General features: G+C 71.5%; 12 protein-coding genes. 7 read left to right on the forward strand and 5 right to left on the reverse strand.

All coding sequences use genetic code 11. The features are described 5' to 3' along the window. Positions 1-11 precede the first annotated feature (11 nt). The gene (locus tag ABZ915_RS05205; protein WP_361796087.1) at positions 12-497 is read right to left on the reverse strand and encodes an Lrp/AsnC family transcriptional regulator; all 486 of its coding nucleotides are present in this window, start codon (positions 495-497) and stop codon (positions 12-14) included. A gap of 122 nt (positions 498-619) precedes the next feature. Between ABZ915_RS05205 and hppD the strand changes: the two genes are divergently transcribed. Beyond that, positions 620-1768: a 4-hydroxyphenylpyruvate dioxygenase gene (gene hppD / locus ABZ915_RS05210; RefSeq protein ID WP_361796090.1), complete on the forward strand. Its 1149-nt coding sequence runs from the start codon at positions 620-622 to the stop codon at positions 1766-1768. Between the two features lie 90 nt (positions 1769-1858). Continuing rightward, on the forward strand, positions 1859-2716 hold the full coding sequence (locus tag ABZ915_RS05215) for a Teichoic acid biosynthesis protein C (Precursor) (RefSeq protein ID WP_361796093.1): 858 nt from the start codon (positions 1859-1861) through the stop codon (positions 2714-2716). Position 2717: 1 nt separating this feature from the next. On the opposite strand, the gene ABZ915_RS05220 is transcribed toward ABZ915_RS05215, so the two are convergent. Further along, positions 2718-4169: a tetratricopeptide repeat protein gene (locus tag ABZ915_RS05220; RefSeq protein ID WP_361796096.1), complete on the reverse strand. Its 1452-nt coding sequence runs from the start codon at positions 4167-4169 to the stop codon at positions 2718-2720. Positions 4170-4261: 92 nt separating this feature from the next. On the opposite strand from ABZ915_RS05220, the gene ABZ915_RS05225 reads away from it, so the two are divergent. Further along, positions 4262-5668: an FAD-linked oxidase C-terminal domain-containing protein gene (locus ABZ915_RS05225; protein WP_361796099.1), complete on the forward strand. Its 1407-nt coding sequence runs from the start codon at positions 4262-4264 to the stop codon at positions 5666-5668. 16 nt (positions 5669-5684) lie between these two features. Here the strand turns inward: ABZ915_RS05225 and ABZ915_RS05230 are convergent, their stop codons facing one another. Then, a complete protein-coding gene (locus tag ABZ915_RS05230) occupies positions 5685-6098 on the reverse strand; it encodes an SsgA family sporulation/cell division regulator (protein WP_361796102.1) in 414 nt (137 codons plus the stop codon). Positions 6099-6346: 248 nt separating this feature from the next. Between ABZ915_RS05230 and ABZ915_RS05235 the strand changes: the two genes are divergently transcribed. Beyond that, a complete protein-coding gene (locus ABZ915_RS05235; protein ID WP_361796105.1) occupies positions 6347-7936 on the forward strand; it encodes an RDD family protein in 1590 nt (529 codons plus the stop codon). A gap of 68 nt (positions 7937-8004) precedes the next feature. Further along, entirely contained in the window at positions 8005-8712 is a 708-nt protein-coding gene (locus ABZ915_RS05240) for an RDD family protein (protein WP_361796108.1), read from the forward strand. A gap of 13 nt (positions 8713-8725) precedes the next feature. Here ABZ915_RS05240 and ABZ915_RS05245 read toward each other — a convergent pair whose 3' ends face one another. Further along, a complete protein-coding gene (locus tag ABZ915_RS05245) occupies positions 8726-9046 on the reverse strand; it encodes a hypothetical protein (RefSeq protein WP_361796111.1) in 321 nt (106 codons plus the stop codon). 405 nt (positions 9047-9451) lie between these two features. Between ABZ915_RS05245 and ABZ915_RS05250 the strand changes: the two genes are divergently transcribed. Both ABZ915_RS05250 and ABZ915_RS05255 read left to right on the forward strand, forming a co-directional pair. Then, positions 9452-11803, forward strand: a complete 2352-nt coding sequence (locus ABZ915_RS05250; RefSeq protein ID WP_361796114.1) for an immune inhibitor A domain-containing protein — start codon at positions 9452-9454, stop codon at positions 11801-11803. Between the two features lie 121 nt (positions 11804-11924). Continuing rightward, entirely contained in the window at positions 11925-12266 is a 342-nt protein-coding gene (locus ABZ915_RS05255) for a hypothetical protein (protein ID WP_361796117.1), read from the forward strand. A 31-nt stretch (positions 12267-12297) separates the two neighbouring features. Here ABZ915_RS05255 and ABZ915_RS05260 read toward each other — a convergent pair whose 3' ends face one another. Next, positions 12298-12888: a nicotinamidase gene (locus ABZ915_RS05260; RefSeq protein ID WP_361796119.1), complete on the reverse strand. Its 591-nt coding sequence runs from the start codon at positions 12886-12888 to the stop codon at positions 12298-12300. Between the last annotated feature and the right edge of the window lie 46 nt (positions 12889-12934).

Below are 12934 nucleotides of genomic sequence, written 5' to 3' on the forward strand. Positions count from 1 at the left end.
CCCCAGGTCGGCTAGGACGTCCTCTCCTCCGGGTGTTCCGCCGCCTGCTCCACCAGCGGGATGATCCGCAGCGGGACGGGGTTCTCCATCACGATCGCCGTGGCGGCCCGGACGATGCCATCAAAGCCGACAACCCGGTCGATCACCCGCTGGAGATCGGCGTTCGAGCGGGCGACCAGGCGGCACAGCATGTCCCCGCTGCCGGTGGTGGTGTGCAGCTCCAGTACCTCCGGCACGGTCGCCAAGTGGGCCCGTACATCGGCTCCTTGCCCCTGCCGGATCTGTAGCGTGGCGAACGCCGTGACCGGGTAGCCGAGGGCCGCCGGGTCCACCTGCGGACCGAATCCGCGGATGACTCCGTTCGACTGAAGCCGGTCCAGCCGCGCCTGCACCGTGCCCCGCGCCACCCCCAGCCGCCGGGACATCTCCAGGACCCCGATCCGCGGCTCCCGGGCCAGCAGCACGATGATGCGCCCGTCCAGCTGATCGATCCCCATACCCGCCTCCCGGGTGGTCATCCTGTACAGAAAGCCCGTCGAAACGGTCGTGCCACTGAGCAGAATGCTCAGCGAATACGCAAACTATTGCGCACCTTGCAGACCGGAGCCACCCTTCGGACATGACGCAGACCACACACCACACTCCCGACACGACCGCCCGGCAGGCCGACCCCTTCCCGGTCAAGGGAATGGACGCGGTCGTCTTCGCCGTGGGCAACGCCAAGCAGGCCGCGCACTACTACTCCACCGCCTTCGGCATGAAGCTGGTCGCCTACTCCGGACCGGAGAACGGCAGCCGCGAGACCGCCGCCTACGTCCTGGAGAACGGCTCCGCCCGCTTCGTGTTCACCTCGGTGATCAAGCCCGCCACCACCTGGGGCCACTTCCTCGCCCAGCACGTGGCCGAGCACGGCGACGGCGTCATCGACCTGGCCATCGAGGTCCCGGACGCCCGTGCCGCGTACACCTACGCCATCGAGCACGGCGCCCGCTCGGTGGCCGAGCCGTACGAGCTGAAGGACGAGCACGGCACGGTCGTCCTCGCCGCCATCGCCACGTACGGCAAGACCCGCCACACCCTCGTCGACCGCTCCGGCTACGACGGCCCCTACCTGCCCGGCTACGTCGCCGCCAAGCCGATGGTCGAGCCGCCCGCCCAGCGCACCTTCCAGGCCGTCGACCACTGCGTCGGCAACGTCGAACTCGGCCGGATGAACGAGTGGGTGGAGTTCTACAACAAGGTCATGGGCTTCACGAACATGAAGGAGTTCGTGGGCGACGACATCGCCACCGAGTACAGCGCCCTGATGTCGAAGGTCGTCGCCGACGGCACGCTCAAGGTGAAGTTCCCGATCAACGAGCCCGCGATCGCCAAGAAGAAGTCCCAGATCGACGAGTACCTGGAGTTCTACGGCGGCGCCGGCGTCCAGCACATCGCGCTGAACACGGGCGACATCGTGCAGACGGTACGCACCATGCGCGCGGCCGGCGTGGAGTTCCTGAACACGCCCGACACCTACTACGACACCCTCGGCGAGTGGGTCGGCGACACCCGGGTGCCCGTCGAGACCCTGCGCGAGCTGAAGATCCTCGCCGACCGCGACGAGGACGGCTACCTGCTCCAGATCTTCACCAAGCCGGTCCAGGACCGCCCGACCGTCTTCTTCGAGATCATCGAACGGCACGGCTCCATGGGCTTCGGCAAGGGCAACTTCAAGGCCCTGTTCGAGGCGATCGAGCGGGAGCAGGAGCGCCGCGGGAACCTGTGAATCCGCCGAACGGGCTACCGGGTAACACCGGTTGACGCTCTCATGTCCTGCGGGTGCCAGAGCGGCACCCGCAGGAGGTGAGGTGGTCCCGTGAGCACAGTGGACCAGCGCGTCGACCTGGCCGCGCCGGCCCAGCGCTGGCTGCACCGGCTCGGCACCCTCCGGGAGCCGACGGTCGCGCAGTCCTTCGCCTTCGACGAGGTGAACCGGCACCTGTACGTCCTCCAGGTCACCAAGGCGGGCCGCGAAGCCGGCGACCTGTGCCTGAACCGGCTCGACCACAAGGGCGCCCCGCTGGGGCACATGTACCTGAAGGGCTTCGGGCACGGCGTCAGCACCGGCGTGCAGAACGACACCGACGGCACCGCCTGGATCTGGACCGAGGCCGACGCGCTGCACGGCTACGGCAGGGGCGTCACCCGCTTCCACTTCGCGAACGGGGCCACCCGTACGGCCCAGGACGTCAAGATCCGCTACCCGGTCAAGGGCTCGACGGACAACCAGCCGGCCGTGTGCATGGCCACCCGTCGCATCGCCGTCCGCCACCGCCTGGACGACGTTCCCCGCTACCGCGTCTGGGACCTCGACGCCTTCGTCGCCCGCGACTACGCGAACCCCGTCGCCGACCTCGCCCAGAGCGGCGCCCACCCCGACCCCGAGATCCCGTTCCAGGGGTACGCGCTGTGCGGCGACCACCTCTACCAGCTCGCCGGATCGGCCTACGACGACGCCAACCCGCCCGCCGGACACGGCAACACCTACCTGTCCTGCCTCGACATCCGCACCGGCGCACTCCTCCAGCAGCGGCGCACCGAGGCCGGCTACTCCCTCGACTTCCGCGAACCCGAGGGCCTCGCCGTGCGCCGGTCCCCGACCCCGTGGCTGTGCGTGGGCTTCGCGTCGGGTCAGGTGGGGGCGCGCCGGTTCTCGGTCTACTACAAGCAGTAGCTCAGCTCTCCGGCGGATCCTCCTTGGGCGGCTCGCCGAGCCGGGCCAGCGCCGCCCGCGCGACCGGCACCCGCAACGGCGAGAAGTACGGGTTGATCCGCAGCGCCTCCTGGAGATGGCGCCGCGCGGGCGCGGTGAGCTCCAGCTCCCCCTCGATCATGCCCAGGTGGAACGAGTACAGCGCGCTGCGCACCCCGCCCCCCTTGTCCTTGTCCGTCGCGATCCGGGCGAACTCCAGCGCCTCCTCGTCCTCACCCACCCGGTGCAGCGCCCAGCCCAGCGCGTCGGCCACCTCGATGCCCGGCTGCATCCCCCACTCGTCCCGCAACCGCTCGACGGCCTCCTCCCGGTCCCCGTGGTCCGCCTCGAACCGCCCGAGGAGCAGCTCCTCGTCCACGCCGTCGGCCTCGTCCCGTGCCGCCCGGTCCCGCACCAGGTCGTACTGCGCCTTCGCCTCCTCCTCCCTGCCCAGCGACTCGTACAACTCGCCCAGTTCCAGGGCGTACTCGGGGCAGGGCCGCTCGGCGAGCGCCGCCCGGTAGGCGGTCAGGGCCTCCGAGGTCCGCCCCAGCGCGGCCAGGACGCGACCCTGGCCGGCCGCCGCGGCCCGCTGGCCGGGGTCGACGCGCAGGGCCGCCCGGAAGTGCCGCAGCGCGTCCTCGCGGTCGCCGCGCTCCCAGGCCAGTTGCCCGGCGCGGGCGAGGTAGTCGGCCTGCTCGGCGGGGGTCCGGGCGGCCGCCGCCGCGTCGGCCAGCTGGGCCGCCGCGTCCTCGCGCCAGCCCCGGTCGCGGTAGACGGCCGACGCCCGCGCCATCACTGCCGGGCGGGCGGCGCCCTTGGTGTGCAACGCCAGCAGCTTGTCCAGCGCGCCGCGGCTCGCCTTGTAGTCGCCGAGCCCGGTGTAGGCGTCGATCAGCACCCCGTACGTCGTCCAGCGCTTCGGCGCCAGCTTCTGCGCCTGCTCGCCCCAGTCCCGGGCCACCTCGAAGTCCCGGCGCGTGTTCGCCAGCGCCGCGAGCCCCTCCAGCGCCTCTACGTTCTTCGCGCCCTTGACGTCGAGGGACTCCCGCAGCGCACGCTCGGCCCGCGGGTAGTTCGCGGCGTCGGCGGTCCGCCGGCCCCGCTCCAGATAGGCGGTGCCCAGCACCGCCCATGCCCGCGCGTCCCGCGGATGCGTCCGCAGATGCCTCTCGCGGTCCCCGATCAACCGGGTCAGGTCGGGCAGCGCGGCCGGCACCCCGGCGGTCACCACGGCCGGTGCCTGCGCCCTCGGGCCCGCCGCGGGCAGGCCGGCCCTGTGCGGGGTCTCCTTCGGCAGCAGCATCAGCGCACCGCCGACCGCCGCGGTGCCCGTCACCGAGACCACCAGCACCCGTCGCAGCAGACGGCGACGGCGCCGCCGGGGCCGCTCGGCCACCAGGGACGTTCCCGGACCGGACTGTCGCTTCTCCATGGCGCACACTGTGCGTCAATACGACGAGCACATCCGGGTGGCCCAAGGGAGCCGTGGACGGGGTTCACACCGATGGCCCCGGGTGCGACGCTGTGATCATGAGCCGTATCGAAGCCCCGCGTGACGAAGCCCAGGGCAACCTCACCGACCGGCTGCTCGCGGGCCTGCCGGCCGAGGCGATCCTCACCGACCCCGATGTCACCGCCTCCTACGCCAACGACATGGCGAGCTTCTGCCCGGCCGGCACCCCGGCCGTGGTGGTGCTGCCGCGCACGGTCGAGGAGGTCCAGCACGTCATGCGCACCGCCACCGAGCTGCGCGTACCGGTCGTCCCGCAGGGCGCCCGCAGCGGCCTGTCCGGGGCGGCCAACGCCTCCGACGGCTGCGTCGTGCTGTCCCTGACCCGCATGGACCGCATCCTGGAGATCAACCCGGTCGACCGCGTCGCGGTCGTCGAACCCGGCGTGATCAACGCCGCCCTCTCCCGCGCCGTCGAGGAGCACGGCCTGTACTACCCGCCGGACCCCTCCAGTTGGGAGATGTGCACCATCGGCGGCAACATCGGCACCGGCTCCGGCGGGCTGTGCTGTGTGAAGTACGGGGTGACGGCCGAGTACGTCCTCGGCCTCGACGTCGTCCTCGCCGACGGACGCCTGATGTCCACCGGCCGCCGCACCGCCAAGGGCGTGGCGGGCTACGACCTGACCCGCCTGTTCGTCGGCTCGGAGGGCTCGCTCGGCATCGTCGTGCGGGCCGTGCTCGCGCTCAGGCCCAAGCCGCCGCGGCAGCTGGTGCTGGCCGCCGAGTTCTCCTCCGCCGCCGACGCCTGCGACGCCGTGTGCCGGATCATGGCGGGCGGCCATGTGCCGTCCCTCCTCGAACTGATGGACCGTACGACCGTCAAGGCGGTCAACGCCCTCGGGCACATGGGCCTGCCGGAGACCACCGAGGCGCTGCTCCTCGCCGCCTTCGACACCCCGGACCCCGCCGCCGACCTCGCCGCCCTCGGCGCGCTGTGCGAGGCCGCGGGCGCCACCGAGGTGGTCCCGGCGGAGGACGCCGCCGAGTCCGAACTCCTCCTCCAGGCCCGCCGGACGGCCCTCGTCGCCCTGGAGGCCGTCAAGGGCACGACGATGATCGACGACGTGTGCGTGCCCCGGTCGCGGCTCGCCGAGATGCTCGAGGGCGTCGAGCGGATCGCGGAGAAGTACCGGCTGACCATCGGCGTGTGCGCCCACGCCGGTGACGGCAACACCCACCCGACCGTGTGCTTCGACGCCCAGGACGCCGACGAGTCCCGCCGGGCCCGCGAGTCCTTCGACGAGATCATGGCCCTGGGCCTGGAACTCGGCGGCACCATCACCGGCGAGCACGGCGTCGGCGTCCTGAAGAAGGAGTGGCTCGCCCGCGAGGTCGGCCCGGTGGGCCTGGAGATGCAGCGCGCGGTCAAGCAGGTGTTCGACCCGCTGGGAATCCTCAACCCCGGCAAGCTGTTCTGACGGTTCCCCGCCAGGGTCACTGGGCGAGGAGATGGTCGAGCGCGTCGTCGATCCCGAGGCGCTCGGCCTCACTCCCCGGGGGCACGGCGCGCAGCGTGCGCTCCAGCCAGGCGGACAGCTGGGCGGCCGGCGCCTGGAGCAGGGCGTCACCGTCGGGTGAACTCAGCGCCATCAGGACGACGCCGCGCCCCTCCACCCGCGTCGGCCACACCCGGACATCGCCCTGCCCGCACGGCCGGAACACCCCCTGCACCAGCAGATCGCGGGAGAACGTCCAGTTCACGGGCTGTTCGGAGGTGATGTGGAAGGTGATGTGGACGGCGTACGGGTCGTCCGAGCGGTAACCGAGCCGGGCCGGGACCGGGATGCTCCACTCGGGGGACAGGATGAGCAGCAGTTCAAGTTCGCGTTCCACCACGGTGTGCCGCATGACGTGCCGTTCCTCTCTCTCCGGGGCCGCCGGGAGGTGGCCCGTACGAGGAGAGAGGGGGCCGGGATCCGGGCATTACGCGGGTTCGGGGACTTTTTTCGAACCCAGGGCAACGGGACGTGTGAAGCCCTAGCACGGGGTCGCCCGGAAAGGGGTGGGTCCTGCGTGACTGGCGCTCGGGATGGCGTGCGTCTGATAGATGTGGAGCCCCCTATACGACCCCCGAGCAGATACGGGACGACGCGGACATGAGCGCCCCAACCCCGGCCCCCGGCGACGACAGGCCCCGCGAGGGCTACTACCCGGACCCGTCCATCCCCGGCTACGTCCGGTACTGGAACGGCGCCGCCTGGGTGCCGGGCACCAGCCGGCCGGCGCCGGAGGACGGCGAGACGCTCGCCCCGCCGCCCGGCAGCTGGCCGGACCGGTCACAGGGTCCGGCGTCGGCCCCGCCGTCGGTCGAGGAGACCGGCCCGCACTTCTTCGACGAGGACCCGCCGGGTGGCGGCCCGGCGCAGCCGGCGTCGGCGTGGGGTGCCGACCGGGCGCAGCAGTCCGGCTTCGGCGGCGACCAGGACCGCCGGGTCTCGTGGGGCGCCGATCCGCGGGTGCCGGCCGACTCCCCGGCCCAGCCGGACGGCCGGTCGGCCCGCACCGACGGCACGGCGACGATCCCGCCCGCCGATCCGGCCCCCGGCGACATCGACTCGGGCGGCACCTTCGTCTTCCGGCGCCCGACCGGCGGCTCCGCCGGTCCGGCGGACGACGGGACGATGACGTTCCGGCCGGTCTCCCCGAACGGCCCGGCCCCCGGCCAGGGCGGCGGCGGGGCGCCGGGTGGCCAGGGGGCGGGCGGCTCCAGGTCCGGGTTCGGTGTGCAGGGCCCCGTCGGGGCCGGTTCCGGCGGCTCGCAAGCGGGTGGCGCGGCCTCCTCCGGAGCCCCGTCCGGGCCCGGGTTCGGCGCCGGGAAGGCCGCCGCGGCCCGCGCGGCAGCCGCGCAGGCGCAGGGCCAGGGCCAGGCCAGGGTTCCCGGCCAGGCCTCGGCCCCGCCCCAGGGAAGCGCCCCGGGCCACGGCCAGGCCCAGGTCCCCGGGCAGGCGCAGGGTGACGCGGGCCGTGCTCAGGCGGGGCCGGTCTCCCAGACGCCGGGGGCTCCGGCCTCCGCCTCGGTGCCTCCCCAGGCGGGCGCCCCCCTGTCCGGCGGCGGCACCCCGATGGCCGGCGGGGTGGGCGGCGGGCAGTCGTCCTGGGCGCAGCAGGTGCACCGGCTCGCGGGCGCCGGGGACGAGCAGCCCGTGACGCCGTGGAAGCCGCCGGTCGAGGACCCGTTCCAGGCGGTCGCGCGACGGCAGGCGGCGGCACGGCCCGCGGGCCTCGGCAAGCGGCTGGCCGCCCGTCTGGTCGACACGCTGGTCCTCGGCGCGGTCACCGCCGCGGCCGCCGTACCGCTGGGCGCCAAGGTGGCCGACCACGTCCAGGAGAAGATCGACGCGGCCAAGCTGTCCGGCCGTACCGTCACGGTCTGGCTGCTGGACGGCACGACCGGCGCCTGCCTCGGCATCGTCCTCGCCGTCCTGCTCCTCGCGGGCGTGCTGTACGAGGTGCTGCCCACCGCCAAGTGGGGCCGCACGCTGGGCAAGAAGCTGTGCGGTATTCAGGTGCGGGACATCGAGGGGCACGAGCCGCCGTCGTTCGGGCTCGCCCTGCGCCGCTGGCTGGTCTACAGCGTCCCCGGCCTGCTCGGCATCGGCGTCGTCGGCGTGCTGTGGTGCCTGTTCGACCGCCCGTGGCACCAGTGCTGGCACGACAAGGCGGCCCACACCTTCGTGGCGGGCTGAGCGGACCGCGTACTCCGGACGGCCGTCCGCCGGGTGCGGAGCCGGGGTGTTCGCGATCGACTCGGGCCATGAGCAGCGAACCGCCCCCCGGCTCCGGACCGCAGCCCCCGGAGGACGACCCGTTCAGGAAACCGCCCCCGCCGGACCAGGGGCCGGGCTCGCCGTACGGTGGTCAGCAGCCCCCGCCCCCTGGCGGTGAGCAGCCGCCGCCTTACGGTGGTCAGCAGCCGCCGCCCTACGGTGGTCAGCAGCCGCCGTACGGCAGTCAGCCCCCGCCCTACGGCGGTCCTCCCGGAGCCGGCGGTTACCCCAGCGACCCGCTCGCCGGTATGCCCCCGCTCGCGGACAGTGGTAAGCGCACCCTGGCCCGCATCATCGACATGATCCTGGTGGGCATCGTGGTCTGGCTGCTCACCTGGGGGTTCGGGGTGCGCGAGTACCAGATGAGCGGTGAGCGGATCGAGGTCGGCAAGGGGCTCACGCAGTCGCTCATCGCCGCCGTGTGCTACGTCGCCTACGACACGATCCTGATCGCCAGGTCGGGCCAGACCCTCGGCAAGAAGTGGCTGCGCATGCGGGTGGCGAACCTGAACGACGGCAGCACGCCCTCCAGGCAGACCTCACTGTTGCGCGCCCTGGTGCTGTGGCTGCCGTTCGCCTTCTGCTGCGCCTGCATCTGGACGGCGATCTGCGGCGGCTGGAGCTTCTTCGACAAGCCCTACAAGCAGGGACTGCACGACAAGGCCGCCAAGACGGTGGTGGTCAGCACCGGTTGACGGCCCGGGGGTGTCAGGGGGCCGTGGGCTCGCGCACCGGCTCGACGGCGGCGGCCACCGGCTCCCGCCGCACGGGCACCCGCTCGCGGACCACCGGGGCCGGGGCCGGGGCCGGGGCCGGGGCCGGGGCCGGTTCCTCGGCCGGGCCGGCGAGCGTGCGTGGCTTCGGCAGCGGGACCGTCATGGCGACCAGGAGCCCGAGGGCGAGCGCGGCGAGGGCGATGACCGCGATCCCGAGGCCCGAACTCGTCTGTGACAGCAGCAGCATGGCGAGCGTCGAGAAGATCACGGTGCAGGAACCGTAGGCGAGCTGTGCGGCGGTCGGACGAGGCATGGCAATCGTGTCCTCGGAAGATTTGGGGGTGAGACGGGACGCCGGCCTGTGTTTCCGCCGACTTCCGGGCGTTCCACCATTCGACTCTATTCGCCTGCATGCCCGAGTGGAACGCCTGGTAAGCGTGACCTAACCCACGGTACCGGTGCACAGGGGGCGCACGGAGTCATGGGGTCCAGCAAGTGGACAGGCTCACGCGCCCGTCGAGTGGGACGCGAGGTGTTCGTAAAGCGAACCCCGGCTCCGCATAGTGCACTTGACCTGCTCAAGTCAAGGTCTGTCTTTTCTCTTAAACCTCTAGTCAAATGTCGTCACTTGACTACACGCGTTGATCAGGCGCGCACGGGCTTCCTTCCATGACCGGGACCCTCTTTCCGTGTGCGCGGGCGCGGGGGAGGAACTCAAGTGACCAGCAGACCCTGGACGTTCAGAGCGGCCGCGATCGGCGTCGCGCTCGCGGCGGCCTCCGCCACGTTCTCGACCTTCGCCGTTGCGGAGGCGAGCACCACCGCCAAGTCCGCTGCCACCAACCGGCACGACCCGGCGCCGGTGAAGCAGCGGGAGCACGACCTCGACGGACCGCTGAGCAAGACCCAGAAGGCCCAGCGCCAAGAGGCCCTCAACCAGGTCATATCCGGCAAGGCCAAGGCCAAGGACCGCAACGGCTCGAAGGTCGTCCAGCTCAAGAGCAAGAAGGGCGACGGCAAGTACGTCGAGCTGAGCCGGGAGAAGACCGACAAGATCTTCACCATCCTGGTCGAGTTCGGCGACCAGACGGACCCGAAGTACGGCGGCACCGCGGGCCCCCTGCACAACAAGATAGCCGCGCCGGACCGTACGAAGGACAACTCGACGGCCTGGCAGAAGGACTACAACCAGAAGCACTTCCAGGACCTGTACTTCGGCACCGGCAAGAACACCGAGTCGGTGAAGAAGTACTACGAGAAGCAGTCCTCGGGCCGCTACTCGGTGGACGGCGAGGTCGCCGACTGGGTCAAGGTCCCGTACAACGAGGCCCGTTACGGCAACAACGCCTGCGGCTCCACCAACTGCCCGAGCGTGTGGAACGTCGTCAGCGACGGCGTGACCGCCTGGGTCGCGCAGCAGAAGGCGGCCGGCAAGTCCGACGCGGCCGTCAAGGCGGACCTGGCGCAGTTCGACCAGTGGGACCGCTACGACTACGACGGCGACGGCAACTTCAACGAGCCCGACGGCTACATCGACCACTTCCAGATCGTGCACGCCGGTGAGGACGAGTCCGCGGGCGGTGGCGTCCAGGGCACCGACGCGATCTGGGCCCACCGCTGGTACGCCTTCGGCACCGACGCCGGCGCCACCGGCCCGACGGGCAACAAGCTCGGCGGCACGCAGATCGGCGACAGCGGCATCTGGGTCGGCGACTACACCATCCAGCCGGAGAACGGCGGCCTGGGCGTCTACGCCCACGAGTACGGCCACGACCTCGGCCTGCCGGACGAGTACGACACCAACGGCGGCGAGAACTCCACCGGCTTCTGGACGCTGATGTCCTCCGGCTCCTGGCTGGGCACCGGCAAGGAGGCCATCGGTGACCTCCCCGGCGACATGAACGCCTGGGACAAGCTCCAGCTGGGCTGGCTCAACTACGACACCGCCAAGGCCGGCATCAAGTCCTGGCACAAGCTGGGTGTCGCCGAGTACAACACCAAGCACCGGCAGGCGCTGGTGGTCAACCTGCCCGACAAGGCGGTCACCACCCAGGTCGTCACCCCGGCGCAGGGCTCGACCCAGTGGTGGAGCGGCAGCGGCAACGACCTGAAGAACACGCTGACCCGTTCCGTGGACCTCACCGGCAAGTCCTCGGCGACGCTGAGCCTCGACGGCTACTACGACACCGAGGCCAACTACGACTACGTCTACACCGAGGTGTCGACCGACGGCGGCACCAACTGGACCGCGCTGGACGGCACGGTGGACGGCCAGGCCATCCCGCGTGACGCCAGCAACACCCCGGCCCTGACCGGCACGGTCGACGGCTACAAGAAGCTGTCGTACTCCCTGGACGCGTACGCGGGCAAGAAGATCCAGCTCCGCTTCCGCTACCAGACGGACGGCGGTGTGGCCCTGAAGGGCTTCGCGGCCGACGAGATCACGCTGACCGCCGACGGTTCGGCGCTGTTCTCCGACAACGCCGAGAGCGCGGACGCCGCTTGGACCGTGAACGGCTTCTCCCGCATCGGCTCGTCCTTCACCAAGGACTACAAGCAGTACTACATCGCCGAGAACCGCGAGTACGTGTCGTACGACAAGACCCTCAAGGTCGGCCCGTACAACTTCGGCTTCACGTCGACCCGTCCGGACTGGGTGGAGCACTACCCGTACCAGAACGGTCTGTTGATCTGGAAGTGGGACACCTCCCAGGCGGACAACAACACCAAGGACCACGCCGGCACCGGCCTGATCCTGCCGATCGACTCGCACCCGACCCCGCTGAAGTGGACCGACGGCACGCTGATGCGCAACCGCATCCAGGCCTACGACTCGCCCTTCAGCCTGGAGCGCACCGACGGCATCACCCTGCACAAGGCGGACGTCGCGGCGAAGATCAAGTCGTTGAAGGGGGTGCCGGTCTTCAACGACCACACCAGCACCTACTACGACGCCTCGAACCCGGCGGCCGGGGTCAAGATCACTGACACCAACACCAAGATCAAGATCCTGAAGCAGGCCCACGACGGCTCGACGATCGAGCTGGAAGTCGGACCCGCGGTGAAGTAGTCCGCGTTTTCGCAGGTCAGAAGCGTATCGGCGGTAGCCCCTTGGCGGGCTGCCGCCGATCGTGTTTAGGTGCGTCCTGTGGCTCTCTTATTGACACCGACCGACACGGGGGTATGACCGCATGGCCGCAGGAGGTTTCTGCAAGTTGCCGAACGGCACGGTGGTGGTGGCGCTGAACCTGCCCCGCCCCCCGGCCGGCGGCCCCGGAAGCGTGCGAGTGCTCGTGCACGCCCAGAACCGCGCCCGCGCCCTGACCAGGCTGCGCAATCTCGGCATGCGCGCGGTCTATCTGCGGGGCAACGCGGCCCCGCCGACCCCGGACGAGATCACCGCCGTACTGCACCACCCGGACGGCCTGATATGGCGAACGGCCCCTGACAACGGTGTCACCCCGCCCGAGCTGGTCACGGAGCTGTGGCGTCCGATCCGGGCCCTGCTGAGACAGCCGGCCGCCCGGGCCTGAGGGGGAGCGGGGCAGCGGGGGACGGGCCCGCTCAGGCGGAGACGACCGGCTTGCCGGACAGCTCCACCCCCGCCTCGCGCAGCTCCTCCAGCGCCCGCTCGGTGGTCTCCGCGGCCACCCCGGCGGTCAGGTCGAGCAGCACGTGCGTGCGGAAGCCCGCGCGGGCGGCGTCCAGCGCGGTGGCGCGCACGCAGTGGTCGGTGGCGATGCCGACCACGTCCACCTCGTCGATCTGCCGGGCCCGCAGCCAGTCCGCCAGGCCGAGGCCGTTCTCGTCCGCCCCCTCGAAGCCGCTGTACGCCGCCGCGTACGCCCCCTTGTCGAAGACGGCGTCGATCGCGCCCGAGGCCACGGCGGGGGCGAAGTTCGGGTGGAAGCCCACGCCCTCGGTGCCGGCGACGCAGTGCGCGGGCCAGGAGCGGACGAAGTCGGGGTTGTCGGCGAAGTGGCCGCCGGGCGCGATGTGGTGGTCGCGGGTGGCCACCACGTGCCGGTAGCCGGCGGGGGCCTGCCCGATCAGCTCGGTGATGGCGGCGGCCACGTCGGCACCACCGGCCACCGCGAGGCTGCCCCCCTCGCAGAAGTCGTTCTGCACGTCTACGACGATCAAGGCGCGGCGCATGGTCGGTGTCCTTCGGCTATGGGATCTCGGGTGGTGAGGGGGCGCG

Origin of the sequence: Streptomyces sp. NPDC046915, from assembly GCF_040644935.1 — a bacterium.
In the GTDB taxonomy this organism is placed as follows: domain Bacteria; phylum Actinomycetota; class Actinomycetes; order Streptomycetales; family Streptomycetaceae; genus Streptomyces.